Source organism: Candidatus Kapaibacterium thiocyanatum, assembly GCA_001899175.1.
Lineage (GTDB): Bacteria > Bacteroidota > Ignavibacteria > Kapaibacteriales > Kapaibacteriaceae > Kapaibacterium > Kapaibacterium thiocyanatum.
Genome location: MKVH01000002.1, coordinates 304,108 through 328,947 on the forward strand (window position 1 = coordinate 304,108; position 24,840 = coordinate 328,947).

18 protein-coding genes are annotated in these 24,840 nt (G+C 60.7%); 9 read left to right on the forward strand and 9 right to left on the reverse strand.

The annotated features are described in order from the left end of the window. Positions 1-149: 149 nt before the first annotated feature. From BGO89_01610 to BGO89_01630, 5 genes are all read left to right on the forward strand, one after another. Entirely contained in the window at positions 150-818 is a 669-nt protein-coding gene (locus tag BGO89_01610; protein ID OJX61377.1) for an ABC transporter permease, read from the forward strand. A 142-nt stretch (positions 819-960) separates the two neighbouring features. Next, positions 961-1,350 carry a hypothetical protein gene (locus BGO89_01615; GenBank protein OJX61300.1) on the forward strand — a complete coding sequence of 130 codons (390 nt, stop codon included), beginning with the start codon at positions 961-963 and terminating at the stop codon, positions 1,348-1,350. Continuing rightward, complete coding sequence (locus BGO89_01620) at positions 1,350-1,706, forward strand: hypothetical protein (protein OJX61301.1); 357 nt, start codon at positions 1,350-1,352, stop codon at positions 1,704-1,706. The genes BGO89_01615 and BGO89_01620 overlap by 1 nt, the downstream gene beginning before the upstream one ends. Then, a complete protein-coding gene (locus tag BGO89_01625; protein ID OJX61302.1) occupies positions 1,703-4,078 on the forward strand; it encodes a hypothetical protein in 2,376 nt (791 codons plus the stop codon). Before BGO89_01620 ends, BGO89_01625 begins: the two co-directional genes overlap by 4 nt. Positions 4,079-4,336: 258 nt before the next feature. Beyond that, on the forward strand, positions 4,337-4,600 hold the full coding sequence (locus BGO89_01630) for a hypothetical protein (protein ID OJX61303.1): 264 nt from the start codon (positions 4,337-4,339) through the stop codon (positions 4,598-4,600). Here BGO89_01630 and BGO89_01635 read toward each other — a convergent pair. The 8 genes from BGO89_01635 to BGO89_01670 form a co-directional block, all read right to left on the reverse strand. Next, positions 4,590-6,743, reverse strand: a complete 2,154-nt coding sequence (locus tag BGO89_01635) for a hypothetical protein (protein OJX61304.1) — start codon at positions 6,741-6,743, stop codon at positions 4,590-4,592. The genes BGO89_01630 and BGO89_01635 overlap by 11 nt on opposite strands. After that, positions 6,713-7,825, reverse strand: a complete 1,113-nt coding sequence (locus BGO89_01640) for a hypothetical protein (protein ID OJX61305.1) — start codon at positions 7,823-7,825, stop codon at positions 6,713-6,715. Before BGO89_01640 ends, BGO89_01635 begins: the two co-directional genes overlap by 31 nt. A gap of 3 nt (positions 7,826-7,828) precedes the next feature. Beyond that, on the reverse strand, positions 7,829-9,844 hold the full coding sequence (locus BGO89_01645; protein ID OJX61306.1) for a hypothetical protein: 2,016 nt from the start codon (positions 9,842-9,844) through the stop codon (positions 7,829-7,831). A gap of 44 nt (positions 9,845-9,888) precedes the next feature. Beyond that, positions 9,889-14,193, reverse strand: coding sequence for a hypothetical protein (locus tag BGO89_01650; GenBank protein ID OJX61307.1), 4,305 nt, complete (start codon positions 14,191-14,193; stop codon positions 9,889-9,891). A gap of 270 nt (positions 14,194-14,463) precedes the next feature. Then, the gene (locus BGO89_01655; protein OJX61308.1) at positions 14,464-14,775 is read right to left on the reverse strand and encodes a hypothetical protein; all 312 of its coding nucleotides are present in this window, start codon (positions 14,773-14,775) and stop codon (positions 14,464-14,466) included. 243 nt (positions 14,776-15,018) lie between these two features. Next, complete coding sequence (locus tag BGO89_01660; protein ID OJX61309.1) at positions 15,019-17,031, reverse strand: hypothetical protein; 2,013 nt, start codon at positions 17,029-17,031, stop codon at positions 15,019-15,021. A 60-nt stretch (positions 17,032-17,091) separates the two neighbouring features. After that, positions 17,092-17,754 carry an endonuclease III gene (locus BGO89_01665; protein OJX61310.1) on the reverse strand — a complete coding sequence of 221 codons (663 nt, stop codon included), beginning with the start codon at positions 17,752-17,754 and terminating at the stop codon, positions 17,092-17,094. Continuing rightward, complete coding sequence (locus BGO89_01670; protein OJX61311.1) at positions 17,741-18,406, reverse strand: hypothetical protein; 666 nt, start codon at positions 18,404-18,406, stop codon at positions 17,741-17,743. Before BGO89_01670 ends, BGO89_01665 begins: the two co-directional genes overlap by 14 nt. A gap of 67 nt (positions 18,407-18,473) precedes the next feature. On the opposite strand from BGO89_01670, the gene BGO89_01675 reads away from it, so the two are divergent. Genes BGO89_01675 through BGO89_01690 form a run of 4 tightly spaced genes read left to right on the forward strand, consistent with a single transcriptional unit; the run spans position 18,474 to position 23,671 of the window. After that, the gene (locus BGO89_01675; protein ID OJX61378.1) at positions 18,474-19,139 is read left to right on the forward strand and encodes a 16S rRNA (guanine(527)-N(7))-methyltransferase RsmG; all 666 of its coding nucleotides are present in this window, start codon (positions 18,474-18,476) and stop codon (positions 19,137-19,139) included. A 40-nt stretch (positions 19,140-19,179) separates the two neighbouring features. After that, on the forward strand, positions 19,180-19,827 hold the full coding sequence (locus tag BGO89_01680) for a hypothetical protein (protein OJX61379.1): 648 nt from the start codon (positions 19,180-19,182) through the stop codon (positions 19,825-19,827). Further along, positions 19,824-23,303 (forward strand): hypothetical protein, encoded by a 3,480-nt coding sequence (locus BGO89_01685; GenBank protein OJX61312.1) that lies wholly within the window; start codon positions 19,824-19,826, stop codon positions 23,301-23,303. Before BGO89_01680 ends, BGO89_01685 begins: the two co-directional genes overlap by 4 nt. Further along, entirely contained in the window at positions 23,300-23,671 is a 372-nt protein-coding gene (locus BGO89_01690; GenBank protein OJX61313.1) for a hypothetical protein, read from the forward strand. Before BGO89_01685 ends, BGO89_01690 begins: the two co-directional genes overlap by 4 nt. On the opposite strand, the gene BGO89_01695 is transcribed toward BGO89_01690, so the two are convergent. Further along, entirely contained in the window at positions 23,655-24,833 is a 1,179-nt protein-coding gene (locus BGO89_01695; GenBank protein ID OJX61314.1) for a phosphoribosylglycinamide formyltransferase 2, read from the reverse strand. The genes BGO89_01690 and BGO89_01695 overlap by 17 nt on opposite strands. Positions 24,834-24,840 lie beyond the last annotated feature (7 nt).

Genomic DNA, 24,840 nt, shown 5'->3' on the forward strand with positions numbered 1-24,840 from the left:
CAGCGCCCGACATCATGCTGCGTGACGCACGCGACAGCCGTATTTCCGCCGTCCTGAGCGCCGATGCTTCCACCGTGGCGGCATTGCGTGCGAACAAGGGCAGGAGCGTGATCGTCAACGTACGACGTGGAGCCAATGACGTCCAGCTCGTGGCTGCACCCACCAATACCATCGTCGCCGTCGAACCGGCCATCACCCTGCCCTACATCATGGGCCTGGAGGAACGTGCACGGATCATCTTCTTCCACGTACCGATGTCGTGGACGGCTGTCGTGGCCTATCTGATCGCCATGATCTTCGGCATCCGCTACCTCAGGAGCCGCGATCTCGCCCACGATGCCGCCTCGGCCGCAGCGGCCGGCGTAGGAACCCTCTATTGCATCCTGGCGACGATCACCGGTGCCGTATGGGCCAAGTTCAACTGGGGCTCGTTCTGGAACTGGGACCCCCGCGAGACATCGATCTTCGTCCTGCTCCTGATCTACTTCGCCTACTTCCTCCTGCGTACGTCGATAGACGATGATGAGCGTCGTGCACGTCTTAGCAGTGTCTACGGCATCGTGGCCTTCGTCACGGTACCGTTCTTCATCTTCATCCTGCCTCGGCTGCTGCCGGGCCTGCATCCGGGAAGTTCGGACGATACCACGGCCGGCCCGCTGCTGAGCCCCAAGTCCGAGGCGATCAACCCGACGAAACAGGTGGTGTTCGCCTTGTCGCTCATGGCATTCACCCTCATCTATTTCTGGCTCATGAACCTGCGTCTGCGTGCTACGAACCTCGAACGCACGATGGAGCAGCAACGTCTGGAGAACGTATGATCGACTTTCTGACGAACAATCCTGCCTACGTCGTTCTTACCGCCGCGCTTCTGATATGGTCGGGCATCGCATGGTACATCATGCGTGTGGACCGGAAGCTCGGCCAACTCGAAGCCACCGCAAAGTCCGAGAAGGGACGATCATGAAACCACGCTATATCATCGCCGCCCTCATTGCCGTTGCCCTCCTCGCCGTCGGATACATGGCCCTCGATTCGAGTGCCATCGAATACGCCGACGTCGACAAGGCCGAACGTATGGGCAAAACCGTCCAGGTCGTCGGTACCTGGGTCAAGGAAGAAGGCATGTCCTACGACAACGTCTCGAACATCTTCCGCTTCACGATGAAGGACGAGCACGGCCGCCGCATTCCCGTGGAGCTGGCCGGGCCCAAGCCGAACAACTTCGAGATCGCCGTGAGCGTCGTGGTCAAGGGCCGTGTCGAGAACGGAACCTTCATGGCCTCGAACGTCCTCACCAAGTGTCCTTCCAAGTACGAAGGACAGCCTGCCGAATCGATGAAGGCTTCATGATGTTGCGTCGCATCATCATCATCGTCGCAGTCCTGACCATTCCCGTCGTCATCTACATCGCAGCCCAGTACGGACGTCTTACGGAAACGACGTTCGCAGGCGCCATCACGGCGACGTCGACGGGTGGGGAAGGCGATCAGGCTCCGAAGGTCATCATCGTCACCACCATCGACAACCCGGATGCGGGCGATGGCTACATGACCGGCCATGACGGTTCGGGACGTGCCTTCCGCATCCAGTACACGGGCTCGGTTCCCGAGCAGCCTTTCTCGAAGGGCACGACAGTACGATTCGTCGGCCACGTCCACGGTGCCGACGACGGATATTTCCATGCTACACAGGTATACGGCAAATGATCGGACAACTGCTCATTCACGCCCTGTTCGGGCTCACGGTGGTAACGACCATCATGTATGCGCTGGCATACTTCCGCCGTAATCCTTCCCTTGCGGGTGCGGCACGGCAGATGTTCGGCCTCATCGCCATCTGTCTCGTCGCCTGTGCGTCGATGCTCGTCGTGAACATCATCCAGCACCGGTTCGACTATACCTACGTCTACAGCTATTCGTCGACGGAACTGCCGCTTCATCTGCTGATCGCGAGCTTCTACTCTGGACAGGAGGGGAGCTTCCTGCTGTGGACGATGCTCGTGAGCATTATCGGCGTCGTCCTGCTGCCATATGCGCGGAAACAGGATTATGAAGCTCCGATGATGATGTTCTACGGACTCATCCTGTGCTTCCTGACGTTGCTGCTCGTGGCCAAGAATCCGTTCGCCTATTACTACGAGACCTTCGCCGCGCAGGGGATATCGGTAGCCGACGTACCGAACAATGGCCGCGGCCTCAATCCGCTGCTGCATAATGCATGGATCACGATCCATCCGCCCATCCTCTTCACGGGTTTCGCTGCCATGAGCGTAAGCTTCGTCTTTGCCATGGCCGGATTGATCAAACGTGACTATCATCGGTGGATCACGGTGGCATTGCCGTGGACGCTTCTCGCGACGGCCGTGCTCGGCTTCGGCATCATGCTCGGTGGGTTCTGGGCCTACGAAACGCTCGGCTGGGGCGGTTTCTGGGGATGGGATCCCGTGGAGAATTCGTCGCTGATCCCGTGGCTCGTGAGCGTGGCTCTCGTGCATACGATGCTCGTGCAGAAGCGTACACGAGGCCTCGTCAAGACCAACATGATCCTTGCGGTCCTGGCCTTCGTCATGGTGCTGTATTCCACGTTCCTCACGCGGAGCGGTATCCTCGGCGACACGTCGGTGCACTCCTTCGTCGATCCGGGCAAGTTCGCCTTCTGGATCCTGCTGGCCTTCATGCTCACGTTCACCGTCATCGGTCTGTGGCTGGTTCTCTCGCGCCGGTCGGACATGAACGTACGGCGCGAGGACTTCTCGCCTCGTACGCGGGAATTCATGTTGTCCATCGGTGCGGCCCTCGTGATGGCCAGTGCGGTCTTCGTGACCATCGGTACGTCGTGGCCCGTCATCATGGAAGTGATCGGTCAGCCGAAGGTCGCCGTCTCGGTCGACTTCTACAACAAGGTCCACATCATTCTCGTACCGGCCATTCTCATCGTCAATGCGCTGTCGTTGCTGCTGCAATGGCGGAGCACGCCCGGAAGCCTCTTCCGCCGTCGTGTGCTGACGTCCGGTGTCGTGGCCATTGCCGCCACGGCCGTTGCCGCGATCCTGGGAATCCGCGACGTCGTGTCGCTCGTCCTGATGGTATCGGCATGGTTCGCCCTCGTGGTCAACGCACAGATGGGATGGAACTTCGCGCAGCGCTCGCCGGCCATGCTGGGAGCCTACGTATCCCACCTCGGAATCGCCCTGCTGATCTTCGGCGTCATCACGACGGCGAACTATACGGAGGCGCATCACGCGATGCTGCCGCAGAACGTGCCGACGAAGGTGGGCGATTTCACGCTGACGTATCTCGGTTCGCGTGAGATCGACACGACCTTCAAGGACCGCAGGAAAATGGAGTATCTCGTTCGCATCGAACGCGACGGAGCGAAGGCCATGGTGGCGCCCGTTCTGTACTGGAGCGACTTCAACAAGCGTCAGTCACCCTTCCTCGAGCCCGGTATCCGATGGGGTCTGATGAACGACCTCTATGTGTCTCCGAAGGCCGAACCCTACATGGACGGCATCTCCGAAGCCGTGACGATACAGCGCAGCGGTACGATCCGCGTACCGGTGGATACGACGCGTACGCTGACCCTGGAGCGGTTCACGATGCCGATGGAAGAAGGTTCCGCCCAGGACGGACGCATGCAGATGGCGGCGATGCTGGTGGCGACCGATGCCGGTGGCCATCGTGATACCATCAAGGCGCTGACGAGGATCACGATGGGTGAGAACGGTCCGGGCTTCGATCCCGTATGGGCATCCATTCCCGGTACGACGATCGGCGTGGGCCTGGTACGTATCGAACGCAACAATGCCGATCCGTCGAAATCCCTCGGCGACCTGGTCTTCCGCGACATCTCCAAGGATGCGCGCGAGGTGTTCACCGTGGAATTCTCCGTCAAGCCTTTCATCAGCCTCGTATGGTTCGGCGTGATCACGATGGTGGCAGGCTTCGCCTTCTCCATCGTGCGTTATCTACGTCTGAGCAAACAGCAGGGTGCGCTCGCCGGCACCGACCTCACGCCACGTGCCGACGGCAAGGTCTCCGAGTCCGAGCATGCCGATACGAACGCGGAGCAGACGTAACGTCGGCAGCCCCACGGATGCCGTCATCCGTCGAACCTGCCTGTTCTTGCCCTCGATCAGTTCCAGTTCGAGCCAGTCCACGGGAACGTTCTTCCGCTCGCGGATCGGCGGTATGCGCTCGTGTACCGTCGGTGCAGGATGCAATCTCCGTGCCCGGCATGGGCGGGTACGATAGTCTCCGATCATGACTCCACGACGAAGTGCGGCAAGTGCCTCGTCCGAGATCGTGCCCTCGACCTGCGACCAGTAGGTACGCCAGTGTGCCTGCGATGGATCGAGCAGGCGCGAAGTCAATCCCTTCTCGTCGCCGAGCAGCAACATCCCCTCACTGTCCGCATCCAGGCGTCCGACAGGATAGACACCGGCAGGGAAGTCGAACGCAGCCAGCGTTCCGTAGGTGCTGCCGGGTTCCGGTGTGAATTGCGAGAGAATGCCGAAGGGTTTGTTGAAGAGAAGAAGCATCGCGCAAGATACCGCACAGGAGCGATGGAGTCTGCTCCACCTGACATCGTCAACGCATGAAGCCCGGAACGACCTCGCTCACGCGTCCGTCACTCACGCGCAGCCAGTACGGTCCGGAAGGTATGGTCTGCGGATCGTATACGGCCGGCAGTCCTTTCACGAGCGATAGCCTCGTCCCATGGATGACACGGCCCAGGAGATCGACGACGTCCATCGTGACCGTCACGTTCCTGTCCGCATGCAGCATCACGGCCGCACGGCCGTCGTTGCCCGTCACGTATTCCATACGAAGCGAGCCCGCGACGGACGGATCGAAGAGCCGCACCTTGCCATCGCGGCATAATGAATCCACCGTGATGCTGCCCTGGTCGACGATGGTACGGATGCCGATGGACATGTCCTGGTCGTCATACCATGTCGGCTCGAGAAGGAGGGAGGAATCCGATTCCATCGGACCCATCACGATGCGGCCGGGAATGCGGATGAGCGTATCGCCGACGTTGATCCCACTCAGCGAATCGATGTCGATGGTATACGTGCGCTCGAAGGTCGAGGCCGTGATGCGTGTCGACGTGCCTGCGTCGGGAACGAAGAGGGCATCGTTCCACTGCAGTCTGAAGCTGAGTCGTTCGGGATGGAAGGCGGAATAGACCGCTGTATCGCTCACGCCTTCGAACGTGACGGCGATAGTGGAAGCGTCTCCCGGCATACCGGCGATGTCGTTCACTTTCAGGACATAGTAGGGCTTGTACAGCCGCTCGAAGGCCATGCCGCCCGTATAGCCATAGGATTCGGCAGGACCGTATCCGTAGATCGAAATACCGAATGCCGAATCACAGACGATGGTATGGGAACCGTAGGCGACGGAAATGTGGGCATAGCTGTGACGCGTACCCGGTATCGGAACGTAGTTCACATTCGGAGATATCCCATCGACACGGAGGGAGGACGTTGCGCCGTTCGCGCAGACGACGGTTAAGGTATGCTCGTTGTAGAACGGGGTGAAGCCGGGCTGCGGTTCGATATTCGCCACCGTATATCCGCTCAGATACTGTTCCGTTGGCGGTACGATGAGAAGGAATGGATCACCGCTGCGGATGTTCATGGTTCCCGTGGGAGAGCTGGAACGATCGATGATCGCACAAAGCACGGGGCTGGTCGCCGAGACGACGACCGGCTGCCTGAGGAGACCTTCCAGCCAGGCTCCCGCATCGAGCCTGACGGGAGCCTGGCCGTTGATGCTGACCATCGTTCCGTTCTCGCTGCCGAGAATGCGATACAGTGGAGCGTCGTTCGGATTGGTATAGACGGCGTCGGCCGGTGGTCTTGGTGGAATGACGATGCAGCTCTTTCCCCACGTATCGACGGGCAGGACCTGTTCGATCAGGATATCGCGGCTGGTATTCGTACTGGCCAACGGTGCGCGGGCACGCATATGGCCGGAGATCACGGCGATGGGGCGGGTGGACCGGACCAGCGAACCCGTGAGATCGTCGGTCAGGTCGGTCTCGGATGCCCAGGCCTGTACCAGATAGGTTTCGCCCTTGTCCAGACGCGTCGTGCGACGTCCGCCCGGACCCATGGACGTCCTGCCCGGTACCGCGTCGATGGTGATGTCCGTCGAGTCCTGTGTCGCGATGACGACGAACTGGCTCGGGAATGCGGACAGGGTCGATCCTCCGAAGGGATTCGGGGTGACCGTGACGAGGGATGGGTAGGACATGATACGATGGTCGATTCCGAGGACGTCGGTCGGCAGGACGAGCCAGGCATCCGTCGTGAGGAATTCGCGTGAGGCCGCATAGACCGTGACCTCGTCGTCGGAGACGATATGGAGCGAGTACGGCGTCGCCCGTTCGTCGTCATGCTGGCGGTCCAGCACGTAGTCATGGGAACGCAGCTCGAAGTCCTGATAGGCCAGATCGACCAATACCATTTCGTTGGCATTCGGAAGGTCGACGTCCATGCGGAACGGAGCACCGCTCCGCTGCACGCCTGTGATCGTGGCCTTCGTCGGACGTTCGGCCGTGATGTAGATGTACAGGCCCGGATTCTGGGACGATGCATGATCGTTGGGAGGGAAGGCCAGCCAGAAGTCCGTTCCCTTGCTGTCCCGAAGGGATTGTGCCGACGTGTAGGACGACGCTGCCATGATCAGCAGCGCGATCATGGTCAGCGATACGAAGCGATGGTGCGTGTACATAGCTCTATCATCTCCCTCGCAGAACGTTCCCACGTAAAGGTGGATGCCCAGCGCACGGCACCTTCGCTCAGACGACGACACTCCTCGTCGTTCACCAGTACGTGTTTGATTGTTCGTGCTAGACTATCGATATCGCCATATTGATACAGTTTCCCCGATTCTCCATCGCGGATGGAGTCCCTCAGCCCGGGCACGTCGGCGCTTATCACCGGTGTTCCGCAGGCATTGGCTTCGATGTTCGTGATTCCCCAGCCCTCCTTGACGGAGGTATTGACGGCCACATGGGCCTCGGACAACATACGTACCTTTTCCTCATCGGTGACGAAGCCGGTGAAGGTCACGTTGTCCGCGATTCCCAGTTCGCGGCACAGATCCTCGAGTCTCGGCCGGTCGTCACCCGTTCCCATGATATTGACGCGCAGGTCGGGAATGTCCCGCTTGACCATCGCTGCGGCGAGGAGGAGATGGTCGACGGACTTGTACTTCTTGAGACGTCCGAAATAGACGATGGTAGGGCGTGCATTCTTCGTTCCGACCGTCATGGGAAAGGCGTGCTGGTCGATGGCGTTATGGATCACGCTGATGTGCGATCCGTCGAGGCCGCGTTCGATGCATTCCTTGCGCGTGCTTTCCGAGACGACGTTGATCGGTGTGTTGCGATAGATCCGCCCTATACGATCCTCGAAGAACTTGACGTAGGCGCCGGCGGCGAAGCCGGCCTGCTGGAAGATCGCGGGACCGAAGAAATGATGGATCAGGGCGAGGAGCGGGCGTCGCACATAGAGCGGCGTGAAGAACGGAATCTTGTTGATGTCGTCGATGACGATATCGGGTGCCAGGGCATCGACGTGACGACGATACCAGCGGGGGACGGTGTAGTTGAACGTGGACCTGTTACCTGCCCGGATGACGTCGATACCATCGAGCGTTTCACGATGCGGCGCATCGTCGTAGTGGCTGCAGAACAACGTCACCGGGTGTCCTGCAGCCGCTATGCGTCCGAAAATTTCATGGAGATGGGTTTCGGCACCACCCGCCTGGGGATTCGTGCGATCCTGCCAGTTAAGAACGAGAATGCGCATCGATCAGCGTTGGGGCGTTTCCACGAGCACTTCCACCGTACGCGAGTAGAAGCGTCCTTCCGGTGTGTCGTTATTGTAGAGTGGCAGACGTTCGCCGAGGCCGGATGCACTCGCTTCGCCGACACCGAGGGCCTTTGCGACCGTCCGTGCCCGCTGTTCGCTCAGGCGCTGGTTGTAGTCCTCGGAGCCCGTCCTGTCCGTATAGCCTACGACGCGCACCTGCGACGTCGGCTGGATACGTTCCTTCACGTCGTTGACGACGCTCTGGTTCGCCGGTGAAAGGTCGGCCTTGTCGAAGGCGAAGAGAATGAGGCTGTAGCGATCGATCGTCTTGTCGGTACTGCCCGACGAACGCTTGCTGTCGATGGTCACTTCGCTGATGGGCAGTTTCGAGGACTGGGAAGGAATCACCATGCCGCTCGAATCCCGAACGACGAGCAGGTACTTGAGTTCGCCTGATCCATGCGGGATATAGGCGGATTGCTCTTCGATTCTCCAGTCCACGCTGGGTGGAATCGGATTGCCATCGTGGAAGGTCTTGATGATGCGGTCGTTATTCGTGACGAACAGCGTCCACGTTGCGATGGGAATGCGCGGATCGATAGACGGCTGGAAGCGGATACCGGCTGGCTGGAAGACACGCATGGTATCGCGCGATTCCACGGGGGCGAGGATGGCGGGTGACGACGAGCTGATCTCGACGCGTCTGTTCTCCGCACGACCATCGACGTCGGCTTCGTTCGACGGCTTGTCCGGGAGGCCACGCGTTTCGATGTTCACATGGGATGGATCGACATCCCACATCCCCACGAGGTAACTCTTCACCGCAGCGGCACGCGATGTCGCGATGCCCGTATTTCTCGATGCTTCCGTACCGTCCGTGCATCCCGTCAGGGTGATGCTTGCCGACGGATCCTGTTGCATCCGCTTGCCGATGATGTTCAGCAGGTGATAGTAGGTGTGCATTGCGTCGAGGTTGTAGAAGTTCTCGACGGCGAACGCTTCCGTCTGTTCATCCCTGAGGCGGCGATACCGGACCGGTACGTCCGACGAGTTCTCGTCGAAGAAGACGTAGGGAAGGATGGGGCGTACGCGTCGTGAAGCGAATTCCTCGATCCGTATCGACGTTCCCGTCGTGCGGCCGTCTTCCGTCAGGCCTGTGGCCGAAACGGCGGACGTGAACGGGATACCGGGAGTATTCTTCGTCGGCGGGGTGATCGTGCGTGCGAAATCATAGAGTTCCGCATCCGACAGCGAGTCGTCCACAACGTCGGGCGGGATGAAGGACAGGGCAAGTCCCGCACGGATCTGATGCGTGTTCCACGAGAGGCCCGAGACGACGGGCATCGGCGAGAACGTGAAGAGGACTTCAGGGCTCAGGAGGACCGTCTTGTCGGCATTCAGAGGGATGTCGTACGAGGCGCCGACGGTGACGCCGAGGGCGAGTTGACTGGCCTTGGGAATGTCGCCCGAGACGACATTGCGCTGACGCTGGTCGTTGGAGAAGGTGGCATTGGACGGCGAGACCAGCACTTCGGCCTGGTCGAACGTCGCACCCAGCAGGTAGCCTGCGGTGAATCCGCCATGCAACGTGAATTCGGGATTGACATGATAACCGAACAATGGTTCTATGCTGATCTGCTTGAACGAGGCCGTGAGGTCATGGCGGATCGTGGCGGGGCCTGTCGTTCCGTCCGACATCATGATGGTCTTGTTCTCCGTGGCCGAGAAGGGTGCCTGATACTGACCGTAATGCAGACGTATCGCGATCTGCGTCGTCGCGTTGAAGGGCGAGATGTAGGTAAGACCTGCGAACCATCCCGTACCCGTCACACCGGAGAATTCCGGGCAGCAATTGGGGACGGTGGGCAGACTCGAGAAGGAAGCGGAATGCAGACCGATGGCGTAGTTACCGAACAGGCCGATGCGCGGGCGGAGCAGGGGATCGGTCTGTACCTGGGCCTCGAGCTGTTGCGCGAACGTGCATACGAACAGTGCAGCGAGAAGAAAACGCATCATGACGGTCCTGGGTGTAGTCGTTCGATTGGGGGCTTGGTTGGAGATCACTTCGAAATCTCCAGTCGTTGTGAGCGGCGTTCCGTCGGAGTCGTCATGAGGATGTAGTAGGCACCGTTCGACATCGTCGTGACGTCGAAGGGCAGGCGGTACACACCCGGCTGGAGATAGCGATCAACGATCGTCGCGAGCGTGCGTCCGGTCATGTCGACGACGGTCACGGTCGTATGGCCGCGTTCGACGACGGCCACGTCGATCGTCGCCGGTCCGGTCGCAGGCTGCGGTGAGACGTGGATGCCGGCTCCCTGTGCCGCAAGCTTGATGAGTCGTGGTCCACCCTGGCGGCAAAGGTCGTCGAGGATGACCTGTCCGGGTTGCGTGCGTACCAGGATGGTATCCGCTACGCGGATGTTCGTGAAGGCGACGGTGGACGCCGTGTCGTTGCCCCACAGCGAATGGAAGCGGAGTGTCGTCGCGAGCGAGTCGTTGCCAGCGGGAATCGTGATGCGTACGGGAATCGTTCGCATGCCGTTGCTGACCGTACCGACAGGTGTCTGCCCCGAAGGCATCAGCAGGGTGGCGTTGACGATGACATCGACATCGATGTCACGGACCGTCGTGCGGTCGAGGTTGATCTTGTCGGTGATGTAGACCGGTACGTCGATGCCACGGTCCGTATGTACGCGCATCGTGTCGGCACGGAGCAGGACACCGATATAGGTGCTGACGGTGGCACGGAATTGCAGCGTCTGATTGTGGTTGCAGGTCGAGTCCATGAACGTGTACGATGCCGTATAGGCATTACCTGCCGTGCCCCCGCGGAAGCGGACGACGACGGTCGAGATGCCGCCCGGCGGTGTTACGTCGGGAAGGATGGATTCGATCCGGAAGGTTCCGAGTTCGATGGGCCCCTTGGGCCAGCGCAGTGATACCGTTCCGGTGTTGAGGATCTGGAACGTCTCCGTTGCAGGTGTATTCTCCGGAACGTTATCGAATGCGACGACGGGACGTGTGAGTTCGAAGCCGATCGAATCCTTGCGGGCAACGAGTTGCGTATAGGTTTCGCCGCCGATGGCATTCATGGCCGTCGACGTGAAGATCGCCTGCGCCGTGCGGATGCCCGGAATCATCGGCGTGAAGCGGATGATGAAGTCCTGCTTCGCCTTCGCTGCGAGTTCGAGCGGAAACTGTATCGATCCCACCGGAGTGATGGTGAATTCGGAGGCGTTCAGTCCGGCGACGCGTGCCTCGAACAGGAGGAGCGATGAGTTGCCCGTATTCGACACGGTGATGGTCCGCTCCACCGGTGTGCTGTTGCAGGCATCGACGTCGAAGACGACCGACTGAACCGTCGAGATGGTGGCGTCGCCGCTGCCCTCACCGTAGAGTTTGACGACGATGGGAGCGCCAGATTCCGTCGTGAGGGTGACCTGTGCCGCGAAGCGGCCAAGGTCGGTGGGTTCGAAGCGCAGGATCAGGGAACGCGTCTCACCCGGAGCGAGGGTGAAGAATCCACCGCCCTGGACGATGGAGAACTGTCCTGATGCCGGGCCCGTCAGCGACGTTCCGGTGACGCGTACGGCCTCCGTGGCCGATGCCGGTAGGCTGATCACGATGGTCGTGTCGTTGGTGCCGAGGTTGGCGACCTTGCGTCCGAAGTCGACGAGATACGGTACCTGGAGTTGGGGCAAGGTACCGTTGCCGAAGACGCGTGTGCGGATCGTTCCCGTACCGGTTTCGATATCCAGATCTGCGCTACGGGCTCCTGCGGCCGTCGGTGCGAAGGCGAACTCCACGTCGAGAGCGGCACCGGGTGCCAGCATCGTGGACGTCGGAACGGAGACCATGTCGAAGTCCGTGAGATCGCCGGATGCGAGCCTGACGCTACGGATGGCAAGCGGCGTCGTACCGGTGTTGCGCACCACGGTCGCCGTCTTGTCGATACCGTTGCGGACCATGACCGTCCCCATGTCGACGTCGCTGCCCGTTGCCGTACCGCCGACGACGGAGAAGGTGGCGTCGGAGACGTCCTCAGTGAGACGAAGGCCACCGAGGTTCCATATCCGTGCCGTGAAGTCCGTGGAGGCGGTGATGACGGACGTTCCGTTCTGACCGTATCGTGCGCTGTAGACCAGCCCGCGGTGGCCGGCGAGGAAGTTCGTCATGCGCAGCGTTCCCGCATCCAGGAACTTCGCCGTGCCATCGCCGCCTGCGGCGAGGATCTGGCTGCCGTTCGGAGAGTATCGTACGGACAGGATGGAACCGCTGGACGGATTCGACTGCGTTCGTTGCTGGCCGGTGGACGCATTCCAGGTCCGTACCGTGAGATCGGCACTGCCTGAGACGACGGTGCTGCCGTCAGGCGAGATGTCCGCGCTGTAGACCGGACCGGTATGTCCGGTGAAACGCTGGATGACGTCCATCTGGTTGACGTCACGGATGACGGCGGTCTGTCCCTCGCCGCAGACGAGGCGCGTACCGTCGCCGTTCATGACGATGGAGTGTACGGCGCCCGTGACCTGCGTCTGCTGTCCGGCGATGGCGCCGTTCTGGATCACCGTCAGGGCGTTGTCCTGTCCTACATATAGCTTGGATCCGTCCTTCGAGAAGACGAGCGACCATACGCGGCTACCGACCGGGATGGTCTGGATGAGCTGACGCGTATCGATGTCGAAGAATCGCACGGTGCCGTCGAAACTGCCGCTGGCCACGACGGGTTGCGTCGGGTGGCCCGCCACGGACGATACCCAGTCACCATGCGTACCGAGACGGGCGATATGTTCACCGGTCTGTGCATTCCAGAGATTGACGCCGCCATCATGGCCGCCCGTTACCGCCCGGGTTCCACCTGCCACGAATTCTGCCGTATAGAGGGGCTGTTCACCCGACAGGACGACGACCTTCGATGCATCGATGACCGTCTGCTGGATACGGACCTTGGCATGAGTCGTTTGTACAGGGCCGGGAACCCATCGATAGGAAAGTCCCGTCGCCGATTCCGTCAGGCTGGCCCACGTCGTTCCGTCGTCCGTACTCAGATCGATGCGTACGGGATCGTCTGGCAACGAGCCTGTCCATGTGATGACGGTGTCGATACCGGCCGTGAGCGTTTCACCGCCGTTGGGGGAAACGACCCGAAGCGTGTTGTCGCGTGACCGGAAACCGGCCTTGGCACGGATGGTCTGGGACGAGCAGGCGTCGCTCGTCACGGTGATCGTGGCGAACTGTCCCGTCGAATCCTGGGCATCGTATCGGATGGTGATGTCGTGGCTCTGATCGGGCTGTAGTGTCACGTTCGGCGGTACGGCGCCACTCGTGATGGTGAAACGGGGGTTGTCGACGACGATGTTCGTGATGGTCACGGGCTTGTTGCGTGCCGTGAGGGTGACGGTGCGCGTGGCCGATGAGGAGACGGCCACTTCGCCGAAGGCGAGGCCGGTCGTACTGGCGTCGAGGAGCGAGCGTGAGCCGACGGGTACCGAATACGAACGATTCCTGGTAGTGGTGGTCCTGGTCAGGACGATGGCCCTGTCGGCGTTGCAGTTTGCGGAAGCCGTCCAGCTCACCGTACAGGAACCGAGCTGCTTGGCATCGGCGACGAAGGCACGTGCGTGGATCGTGGCTTCCAGAGCGGTCTGGATGTTTTCGGCCCATGTGCCGCCGGACTCGGTGGCGAGGGTACGAAGGGATTCGGAGACGGGTGTTCCGACCCCGATGACGTAGATCCTGATGTGGAAGGTGCGCGCCAGCGAGAGCAGGGCCTCGACGTCGATACGGGTATTACCGTCCGTCATCAGGAGGAGCGTGCGATCGTAGCGTGCGTTCAGGAGCTGGTTGATCGCTCCCATCGGGCTTTCGTTGAGGCCGTTGGTCAGGTTCGTACCCTTGCCGACCTGCAGTGCGTCGACGGCAGAGGCGAAGCGCGGACGGTTCGACGTCGGTCCGAGCTGAAGCATCGGATGCTGATCGTAACCGATGAGACCTGCCTCATCGGCGGGATTCGTCAGTACGGCTTCGATGGCCTTCGCACCGGTCTTCTGGATGTCGAGGACCTGTGCCTGTGTCGATGCCGAGATGTCGCATGCCACCATCAGCGACAGGATACGCGCCGTACCCGCGGGAGGGCATACCGTCTGCGACGGCAGGACCTGGCCGTCTTCCCTGACGGTGATATCGTTGGCACCGGATTCGATGGTTTCGAGATCGCCCGATCCATTGAAGCCGAAGACGCGTGTGGAGATGGCAGGATAATTCCTGGAGTCCACGTTCATGACCACGAAGGACTGTGCCGTAAGTCCGATCGTAGTGAGTAACGTGCATAGAACGAACAGGGTAGCAGTGCGCATCGTCATGCAACCAGGCCTCAAATAGATTCAACGACGTATCGAGTCAAGCACGAGCCATAAAAGTACCATTTCGGTGATGGCGCGACAAACTTTCTTTGACGGGGCGAAGACCGGGTATCGGCCGGTCGCGGTGGCCCGTTCTCCATCGCTCGTGCCATCAGGAATGGAGAACGCCGATCGTCAGCGGTCCGTTACAGGGATACCTGTCCGGACGGACTCGGAACCCGGTGCCGATCTGCATCGTCGCGACCGAACGACGCAGCACCGGTGTGAGGATCATTGTCGATTCGTCCGCAGTTCGTCCGCAGTGTCTTGCCGGAGTGCCTTGATGGGGGGAGATGGGAGGCGAGTACGACCGGAACGACGGGAGGGGCCGGTACGTGAAGGCGAATTCACGAACTGCGACGTTCGGTCGGTCGAAGGCGAATTCCTGGAAGGGAACGGGTGACGAATGGAGGCGATGCCGACGACCTTCCATATCAGGACGAAGGGTTCCGGCACTGGCCGCCGTGTAACGGAGGAACGACAGAACAGGACGATGGACGAAAGACCGATGAGGATGTCGAAGCTCCAGCCCGTGAAGCTCATGATGGCCCGAACCTTATGCTGCAGGGAAAGCCGATGCAGTACCAGGTCCACGGGGAAACGCAGGGCATGCCAGGCATCGTGGAACGCCCGGTAGTATCATGGATAACCGTACGCGATGTCGTATGAAGACGGTCTCAATGTCACGAAAACAGCGGTATCGGTACGAGAAGAGATGACCGACGCAGCCCGTGATGGAAGGGCTACGCCGGTCATGATGGACTCACTGGATCGTCATGGGGCGCATCACTCGATCGGAGTTTCGACCACGACCGTCACGGTGCGGCTGTATGCACGTCCCTCCGGGAGGTGGACATCGTAGGGCGACTGCTCTCCGAGCGATCGTACGTCTGCTCCTTGCAGCTTGAGTACGCGCGCCGTTTCGTTCGCACGACGTCGCGACAGCTCCAGATTGTACATGTCCGAACCGATGTTATCGGTGAAGCCACTCACGGTGACCGTCGATGCGGGACGTATACGCTGGGCGATGAGGTCGATGATGGCAGCATTCGCTCCCTTGATGGCGGCGTCGTTGAAGTCGAAGAGGATGAGACTGAAGCGATCGATCTCCTTGTCGGCGATGCGCTCGATACGCTTCTTGCGGATCGTCATCTGCTGCACGCCGATCTGTTTCGCCGGTGGCATCAGCACGCTTCCGGCACGATCCTCGAGGGTCAGTTGATAGTCGACGGCGCTTTCGCTGCGGGGGATGGCCGTACGATCGGAAGTCACGTCCCACGTCACGAACGTGGGAAGGGTATCCCTGCCATGCATGGAATACAGCGTACGTCCATCCTGTCTGGCTTCCACCTTCCATGTGGCGAGGCCAGCCGACGCGACGGACGTGAGATCGAAGCGTACCTGTTGCGGTGTCGATGTCCGCAACGTATCCGTCGTGAAGACCGGACGCAGGATCCTGCTGTCCGAACTGGTGATCTCCACACGACGATTCTCTTCGTGAGCGAGGGGAATGTCCGCCGGATCGCTCGCCCGCGTGGGATGTTCCGGCAGGAGACGCTGCTGGATCCGTATCCGCGACGTATCGATACCGCAGACATCGATGAAGTAGGCACGTACGGTCTTCGCCCGTGCCAGCGCCAGTGCGGTGCCTGCATCGCGACCCGTCTCGGACGTGCACCCCGTCAGTGTGAGCGTCGCCGCCGGATTGTCCCGCATGCGTCGTCCGACGATGTTCAGGATATGGTAGTAGGTCTCCAGTGTTCCTTGTGCATAGAGCTGCTCTTCCCTGAACGACTGTACGGACGAAGGATCGAGATTCCTGTATCGTGCCGGTAATGTGGAACTGCCTTCGTCGAAGAAGATGTAGTTCAGGAGCGGCCGCAGGTCCGTGGCCACGATTTCCTCGATGCGCAGTGTGACGTCGTCGATCAACCGCCCATCGTCCTCTATGCCGTGCGCTTCGATGTCGCCACCGAGGAAGGGTCTGACGGGTGGTGGAGGCGGAACGGTATCGGGCGGCGGAGGTGGTGGAGCAGGAGGTTCGGAGATCGGCGACCAGCCGAGTGCCAGTCCGAACCGGAGTTGATGGGCCTTCCACGAGACACCGTCCGCCACACCGGTGAGGGCATGATGGTAGAAGATTTCGGGGGCGAGGAAGGTCGTGCCGCGTGTATTGAGGGGCAGGACGTACCGGGCACCGACGGCGATGGTGGCCCGCAATGTGGACGCACCCGGAATGTCCTTCGAAACGTCGACCCATACACGGTCACTACCGAGATAGGCGCCGTAGTCCGCGGGTTCGATCATCGTTTCCGTCTGATGGACCGACGACGTCGTGACGTAGGCGAGACGTCCGCCGACGAACAGATCCAGCCCACCGATGGCGCGCCAGCCGATCATCGGCTCGAGACCGATGCTGGACAATGTGGCATCGAGGTCATGGCGGAACAGCGCCTCGACGACGCGAGCGGAGTCGCGCAGATCCGCTACGACCGTACGTTCGTCATCGGACTGACGTCCTCCTTCACCGGCATAGGTGAGGCGAAGGTGGAGCTTCCACCGGTCATCGAGCGGAAGCGTGCCGAAGGCACCCAGATAGAAGCCATTGCCCGACCCTCCGTCGAACGACGGGCAGCAGGACGGGATGTCGCCGAGTTTCCGGAAAGAGGCCACGTGACTGTTGCGCCCGTATCCTCCGAGGATGCCGAGTTCGGGGCGTGCGGCAGGAGCCTGTTGTCCATGCGCGGAGACGAGAACCGTCGACGTCAGTACCAGGGCCGAGAGTATGGTTCGAAGCATAGTCGCAATTCCCGTCATGATGAACCAGGGTATACGTGCTGCATATGACTCTGAACGTGACTATTTGTGACCCGGCATGAAGGCCGATGGACACAATGCGGTGATGGTGCATTCCGAACAACGCGGACGCCGCGCAATACAGGTACGGCGTCCATGCGTGATGATGCGATGATTGAAGCTGTTCCACAGCTCCGGCTCCATGAGGTCCATCAGCGTGAACTCGATACGCACGGGATCGGTATCGTCCACAAGCTTCAGCAGATTGCTGATGCGGATGACATGGGTATCGACCGTGATCCCCGGGATGCCGTAGTAATTGCTGAGGACACAGTTCGCCGTCTTTCGTCCCACACCGGGTAGCGACACCAGTTCCTCGAGCGTGGCGGGGACTTCGCCGTCGAAGTCGTCGATCAGCTTCGCACAGCATCCCCGTATGTTCTTCGCCTTGTTCTTGTAGAAGCCTGTGGAACGGATATCCTCCTCCAGTTCCTCGGCGGGTACGAGCAGGTAGTCTTCCGGTGTGCGGTACTTCTTGAAGAGGGACTTGGTGACGATGTTGACGCGTTCGTCCGTGCACTGCGCGGACATGATGGTGGCCACGAGGAGTTCGAGGGCATTGGTGAAGTCCAGCCCCGCTTTCGCATCGGGATAGGTCTTGCCCAGGATGTTGATGATCGATGCGAGGCGTGTGCGGCGTGCCGCACGGGATTCACGTTTGGCCATGGTTCGAACAGAGACTGTCGGGAGTATCCCGATGATAGATATAGGTGGGGTGATCCGTCCTGGCGATGACGACGCCTTCGTGCGAAGCGCGTTCGTGCAGCATTGCGTCGTCGGCATATCGTACGGCGTCGAACCCTCCCAGAGCCGTCAGGACGTCGCGGCGGATGACGAAGGTGCCGCCCACGACGCATTCCGCGATATGGATGGACTTCGTGGGATCGTCCTTGTCGGCCACGTAGGGCGTACCGACGATGTCCACGCCGCCGTGGAGGAATTCCACCATCGGATGGTCGAGCAGCATGCGCTTGCGGGAAGCCAGATGGTCGGGCAGGTATTCGTCATCCGAGTCGAGGAAGGTCACGAAGAGCCCGCTGCTCGCCTGCAGGCCTGCGTTCCGGGACAGTCCGGTGCCCCTGTTCGTATGGTACAAGCCGCGTATGGTTCTGTGTGCGGCTGCGTACCTTTGCACGACGGCGGCCGTGTCATCGGTCGAGCCGTCGTCCACGACGATCGCCTCCCAATCCGTTTCCGTCTGTGCGAGCAGCGAGTCGAGAGCGCGGGGCAGCAGCGCTGCCCGATTGTACGTGCAGATGACGACGCTGAAGAACGGACGTCGTTCGACGCGCAGGGAACTGGTGGATTCGGAAAACATGGAATCGGAGCTCATGGATCAAAACTACGACGACTTGGAAGAACCGCTCGACCACGGTGCGGAATCGATGACGAAGATCGATTTCTGGACGGCGTGCTCGTCGAACGGCATCATTCTCGACATCGAGCAGATGGAGCGCCTGGAGCGGTATCATGACGAGCTCCGCTACTGGAACGAAAAGGTGAACATGATCTCGCGCAAGGACGTGTCGAACATCTGGGAACGGCACATCCTCCATGCGCTGGCACTGGTGAAGTATGCGACCTTTCCCCAGAAGGCGCGTGTGCTGGACGTCGGTACCGGGGGCGGGCTGCCGGGCATTCCGCTCAAGATCGCCCGGCCGGATCTGCGCATGCTGATGATGGATTCCATCCGCAAGAAGGTGACCTGTACCGAGATGTTCGCCCAGCATACCGGACTCAAGGACATCGAGGTCCGGTGCGGTCGTGTGGAAGATCTCGTGAAGGAATCAAACTACCGGCGCGGGTTCGACGTTATTGTTTCACGGGCCGTGGCGCGTACGGGAGTCCTTCTGGACTGGGTACGCCCCCTCATGAAGCCGGCCGGCGGCGTCTGCTACTTCCTGAAGGGCGGAGACCTGCGCGAGGAATTCGCCGAAGCGCGGGAACGCCATCCCGGACTGCACATCGAGGAGACGCCGATCGATCTGTTCGGCGTGCCGGGCTTCAAAACGGATGACAAGAAGATCATTACCTGCAGCTATGCGCTATAGTATCATCTGTCTGACGATCGTGTTCTGCGTGACCGCAGGCATGGCCCAGGTGCGCGGCCCCGTGTCCGAGCCCCAGGCCGCGCCGGGTTCGAAGAGTGCCGTCAAGCTCGCACGCGTGAAGTACAACGGCGGGGGGGACTGGTACAACGATCCCAGTGCCGAAATCAACCTGCTGCGGTACGTTCGCGCGAACACGAACATCCTCGTCGACCCGGTCTACGAATTCGTGGACCTGGCCAGCGACAACCTGTTCCTGTATCCGATCATCTTCATGACGGGTCACGGTACGGTGAACTTCACGGACGTCGAGGCGCGGAAACTGCGTGCCTATCTCGAGAACGGCGGCTTCCTCTACGTCGACGACGACTACGGTATGGATGTCTCCATCCGCAAGGAGCTGAGGAAGGTCTTTCCCGACCAGGAGCTGGTGGAGCTGCCCTTCGATCATCCGATCTACTCCGCACATTTCGTCTTCAGGAACGGCGTGCCGAAGATCCATGAACACGACGCCAAGCCTCCCCAGGGATTCGGATTGTTCTCGAACGGACGTCTCTGCGTATTCTATACCTTCGAGTCGAATCCGAGTGATGGCTGGGCGGATCCTGAAGTCCATCACGACCCGCCCGAACGCCGCGAAGCGGCGCTTCGCTTCGGTACCAACATCATCGTCTACGCCCTTTCCAAATGATGCAGACACAGCAACGATACCGTGCGATCGTCGGCCGCCTGAAATCCGTCAGGAGGGCCGAGCAGATGCACGAAGCAGGGCGCGGGCTGGCGACGGCCGTCACCATCGGTGCGGCTGCGATGCTTGCCATGATCCTGTTCGAGGCATGGATGCACGGTACGGTGCAGCTACGCACGGCGATGGTCCTGGCATGGATCGGCGTGACCGTCGCTTCGCTGATCGTGCTCACGGGACCGGCCATCCTGCGCCTCATGGGGCTGATGCAGGGCGATACGGTCGAACGCATGGCCTTGCGCGTAGGACGCGCCTACGACGACGTGGGCGACATGCTCTGCAACGTCCTGCAACTGGTCCAGCCGGCTGCGGCCGGTGCCGCCGATCTCGCCAATGCGGCCTTCGAACGGACGGTCGCAGTCGCGGAACCGAAGGACTTCTCCGTCATCATCGATCGTCGACCCATACGGCGTGCGGCACTCTGGATGCTGCTGAGCCTTGTGCTCGTCATCGGATTGCCGCTCGCCATGCCATCCAGCCTGGGGGCCTCCTTCCAGCGCCTCGCCGCCTACGATACGTCCTTCCTGCCACCGGCTCCCTACAGGTTCACCATCGAACCCAGGGATACGACGGTGATGCGGGGAACGACGCTGCGTGTGACGGCGCATGCCATCGGAACGCCGCCGCCGTCCATCACGGTGTGGATCCGCGAACTGCCCAACGAACGCTACCAGCCCTTCACCGTACGGGCCGACTCGGCAGGGACCTATCACTATCAGATGTCGGGCCTCACCGGTTCCGTCGAATGGTATGCCCAGGGCGCCTGGCTCGATGATGGGGTGATATCGGATACCGGAAGGATCACGGTCATCGACCGCCCTCTCGTGCGCACCCTGCAGGGCCGCGTATCGCCACCGTCCTATACCATGCTCGGTCCTACGGAGCTCACGGAGCAGCAGGCCGACGTGACTGCACTGAACGGTTCCACGGTCGATCTCTCCATCGTTTCCAACAAGGAATTGCGCTCGGCATCGATCCTCGTCATGCGTGGCGGATCCGATTCGTCGGCAACCGATACGACGCGCGTTCCCATGCAGGTGCGCGGCTCGTCGGCCAGCGGCCGTTTCCCCGTGCAGTTTACGGGCGCCTACGCCATCGTGCTCGAAGACAAGGACGGACAGGGCAATGCCGAGCCCGTGCGCTACGCCATCGTCGCGCTGACGGACGGACATCCCACGATCGCCCTCATCCAGCCCACGACGGATGCAGAAGTGGATCAGCGGGCCGTCCTTCCCGTGACCGTGGCGATCGCCGACGACTACGGTTTCTCGTCGCTGAAGCTCCACTATCGTCTGGTCGCGTCGAAGTATGCTCGTCCGGAAGAGAAGTATTCGTCCATCGACCTGCCCTTCACCAACAACGGTGCGGCGATCGAAGTGCCCTACGTATGGAATCTCGGCAAGCTCGGAATCTCGCCGGAAGACGTCTACGAATTCTACGTGGAAGTGGCGGACAACGACCGCGTGCGAGGACCGAAGACGGCACGGACATCGACGATGAAGGTGCGTCTGCCCTCGCTCGACGAGGTCTTCGCCCAGACCGATCGCACACAGGACGAAGCCGCACGCGAACTCAAGGAGATCGCCAAGGAAGCGGAGGAAGTACGCAAGGAAGCCGAACAGCTCCAGCGCGAGATGGCCAAGCAGTCGCAGAAGCCGGCGGAACAGGTCGACTGGAAGGAAAAGAAGAAGGCCGAAGACCTCCTCAAGCGCCAGGAAGCGCTCGAGAAGAAGATGGAACAGGTGGTGGAGAAGATCGAGCAGATGACGGAACAGTTGCAGCAGCACAACGCCATCTCTCCCGAAACCCTGCAGAAGTACATGGAACTCCAGAAGCTCATGCAGCAGGTGAAGTCTCCCGAACTCCAGCGCATGCAGGAACAGATGCGGAAGGCCATGGAACAGATGTCGCCCGAAGAACTGCAGAAGGCGATGAAGGACTTCAAGTTCAATGAAGAGGATTTCAAGAAGAACATCGAACGGACGATGAACCTGCTCAAGCGCACGCAGGCGGAACAGAAGGCCGACGAACTTTCGAAGCGCGCCGAGGAACTCGCGCAGAAGCAGGACGAACTGCAGCAGCGCACCGAGAACACGAATGCATCGAACAAGGAAGAACGTCAACGCATCGCCGAAGAGCAGAAGCGTCTGCAGGATGATCTGCAGAAGCTCGGTCAGGAGACGAAGGATCTGGAAAAGCTCATGAAGGAACTCGGCGCCGACATGCCGATGGACCAGATGGAGAAAGCGCAGAAGGAGCTCAACCAGGACGAGACGCAGCAACAGATGGAACAGGCCGAACGTGACGCCCAGAAGGGCGACATGCAGAACGCCCGCAAGAAACAGCAGCAGGCTTCCGACAATCTGCAGCGCTTCGCACAGCAGATGAAGAACATGAAGCGCGACATGAAGCGTAATTCTGCACGCGAGGCCATGCGGCAGATGCAGCGTTCGATGAACGACATGCTCGACCTGTCGCGTCAGCAGGAAGCCCTGCGGGACCAGACGCAGTCGCTCGATCCCAATTCCGCACAGTATCCGCAGATGGCCCAGAAGCAGCAGCGCATCCAGGAAGCCATGTCCAACATCGCCAACAACATGATGCAGCTCGCCCAGAAGTCCACCAGCGTGTCGCAGGAAATGGCACAGGACATGGGCAATTCGCTGCAGAACATGAAGGATGCCATCCAGCAGTTGCAGGACCGGAACGGACAGATGGCTGCGAAGAACCAGAGCGGCGCCATGAGTTCGATGAACAGCGCCGTGCAACGGATGAGCGATGCCCTCGGACAGATGATGCAGGGCGAAGGCCAGGCCCAGGGCGGTCAGGGACAGAAGCCCGGCATGGGTGAAGGGAACGGTCAGAGTCCATTCCAGCGTCTGCAGAATCTGGCCAATCAGCAGAAGTCCATCAACGAAGGTTCGCAGTCCATGGGTGGTAACGGTCAACCCATGAACGAGCAGCAGCGCGCGGAGATGGGGCGCCTTGCGGCGCAACAGGGCAAGGCACTCAAGGCGATGGACGAACTCGAGAAAGAACGTCAGCAGATCAACGGCGGAAAGAAGCCGATCGGTGACCTCAAGGCCATCGCCGACGATATGCGGGAAGTGATGACGGACATGCAGACGGGTTCCATCACATCCGAAACGCGTATGCGTCAGGAACGCATTCTCTCGCGTCTGCTGAATGCCTCGCGAAGCATCAACGACCGTGACTACGAGAAGACGCGTGAATCACGTGCCGGACAGGACGTCAACCGCAAGAGCCCGTCGGCACTCGACATGCGCCTGCTCGAAGGCAAGACGCAGTCCATGCGAGACCTTCTCAACAAGCTTCGCGAAGGATACACCAAGGACTACGAGAATCTGATCAGGTTGTATTTCGAAGCGCTGCAGAAACAGAACGTCAACGTCGGACAGTGATCGGCATGAAACTGCTCTTGTTCTGCGTGCTGCAGTCCGCTCTCGGAGTCGGTGGTACCGCCCTGCTGACGCAGGCCTTGCACGGACGTGACATCTCGGTGGCATCGATCACGTCGGCGACGATGACGTGGCAGGGAATCGGCGGACTCGTTCTGCTGTTCTCGTCCTTTCTCGTGATGGGCGTCATCCTCTCCTTCGCGAAGATGGCCGCCTACATTCCCCTCAATACGGCGCTTACCTTCCTGTTCACGGTCGTCCTCACCATCGTGGTGCAGCGGGATGCGGTGTCCTGGCCGCTCGTAGGTGGAATGGCGCTGATCTTCGTCGGCGTGCTGCTGGTGAGTGCGGCCACTACTCCTCGTCCGTAAGGGACATCGTGATTCCGGCCGCCGTCGACGTGGCCAGGGCTCTCAATACATCGATATCGGTATCCGGCGCGCCATAGGCGAGGGCTACGCCCATGCGGCGATAGCGCCGCGTCGTGGGCTTGCCGAAGATCCGCACGTCCGTATGCGGTGTCGCCAGCACGGCTTCCAGTCCATCGAAGACGGGCGGTACCGTTTCGTTGCCGGAGGCGAGGACGACGGCGCTGGCGCCCGCACGATCGAGCGTGATATGGGGAATCGGATACCCGAGCACTGCGCGTGCGTGAAGCTCGAACTCGTTCAGATTCGTCGTGCCCGCCAACGTGACCATACCCGTGTCGTGGGGACGGGGCGACAGCTCGCTGAAGTAGACATCGTCGGACGTGAGGAAGAATTCCACGCCCCAGATGCCTGCACCCGTCAGGGCAGCCGTGACCTGCGCGGCCATTTCCTGCGCCTTCTTCAGCAGTTCGGGCTTCACCGCATGAGGCATCCAGCTTTCCATGTAGTCGCCGCGTTCCTGGCGATGGCCGATGGGTGGACAGAACAGCGTCGGCCCGTTCTTCTGCGTCACGGTCAGGAGCGTGATCTCGCTCTCGAACGGAATGAATTCCTCGACGATGACTTCGCGCAGATCGCCCCGTGATCCTTCCATGGCGTAGGTCCATGCCGCCTGTACGTCGGCTGCGGTGCGGATGATGCTCTGGCCCTTGCCGCTCGACGACATCAGGGGTTTCACGACGCAGGGAATACCGATGTCGCGCACGGCATCCAGATACTCCTCTTCCGTCGATGCATAGGCATAGTTGGCGGTACGTACGCCGAGTTCCCGCGCTGCGAGATCGCGGATGGCCTTGCGGTTCATCGTCATGTTCGCGGCGCGTGCGCTGGGCACGACGTGAATGCCCTGCTCCTCGTAGGCGAACAGACGTTCCGTACGGATGGCTTCGATCTCCGGTACGATGATGTCCGGTTGCACATCACTCACCGCGGCATCGAGCTCGGCGGCGTTGAGCATGTTGACGATACGCCGGTCGTCGGCTACCTGCATGGCCGGAGCATCGTCGTAGGAGTCGACGGCGACGACCCGGTGTCCGAGGCGTTTGACGGAGATCGTGAACTCCTTGCCGAGTTCACCTGAGCCGAGGAGGAGGATGGTCTTCATGGCGCGA

Coding starts and splice junctions, on each gene's coding strand:
- BGO89_01615 (OJX61300.1), top strand. CDS start 961: ATGAAACCACGCTATATCATCGCCGCCCTCATTGCCGTTGCCCTCCTC.
- BGO89_01620 (OJX61301.1), top strand. CDS start 1,350: ATGTTGCGTCGCATCATCATCATCGTCGCAGTCCTGACCATTCCCGTC.
- BGO89_01625 (OJX61302.1), top strand. CDS start 1,703: ATGATCGGACAACTGCTCATTCACGCCCTGTTCGGGCTCACGGTGGTA.
- BGO89_01635 (OJX61304.1), bottom strand. CDS start 6,743: ATGTACACGCACCATCGCTTCGTATCGCTGACCATGATCGCGCTGCTG.
- BGO89_01640 (OJX61305.1), bottom strand. CDS start 7,825: ATGCGCATTCTCGTTCTTAACTGGCAGGATCGCACGAATCCCCAGGCG.
- BGO89_01645 (OJX61306.1), bottom strand. CDS start 9,844: ATGATGCGTTTTCTTCTCGCTGCACTGTTCGTATGCACGTTCGCGCAA.
- BGO89_01650 (OJX61307.1), bottom strand. CDS start 14,193: ATGACGATGCGCACTGCTACCCTGTTCGTTCTATGCACGTTACTCACT.
- BGO89_01655 (OJX61308.1), bottom strand. CDS start 14,775: ATGAGCTTCACGGGCTGGAGCTTCGACATCCTCATCGGTCTTTCGTCC.
- BGO89_01660 (OJX61309.1), bottom strand. CDS start 17,031: ATGCTTCGAACCATACTCTCGGCCCTGGTACTGACGTCGACGGTTCTC.
- BGO89_01665 (OJX61310.1), bottom strand. CDS start 17,754: ATGGCCAAACGTGAATCCCGTGCGGCACGCCGCACACGCCTCGCATCG.
- BGO89_01670 (OJX61311.1), bottom strand. CDS start 18,406: ATGTTTTCCGAATCCACCAGTTCCCTGCGCGTCGAACGACGTCCGTTC.
- BGO89_01675 (OJX61378.1), top strand. CDS start 18,474: ATGACGAAGATCGATTTCTGGACGGCGTGCTCGTCGAACGGCATCATT.
- BGO89_01680 (OJX61379.1), top strand. CDS start 19,180: ATGGCCCAGGTGCGCGGCCCCGTGTCCGAGCCCCAGGCCGCGCCGGGT.
- BGO89_01685 (OJX61312.1), top strand. CDS start 19,824: ATGATGCAGACACAGCAACGATACCGTGCGATCGTCGGCCGCCTGAAA.
- BGO89_01695 (OJX61314.1), bottom strand. CDS start 24,833: ATGAAGACCATCCTCCTCCTCGGCTCAGGTGAACTCGGCAAGGAGTTC.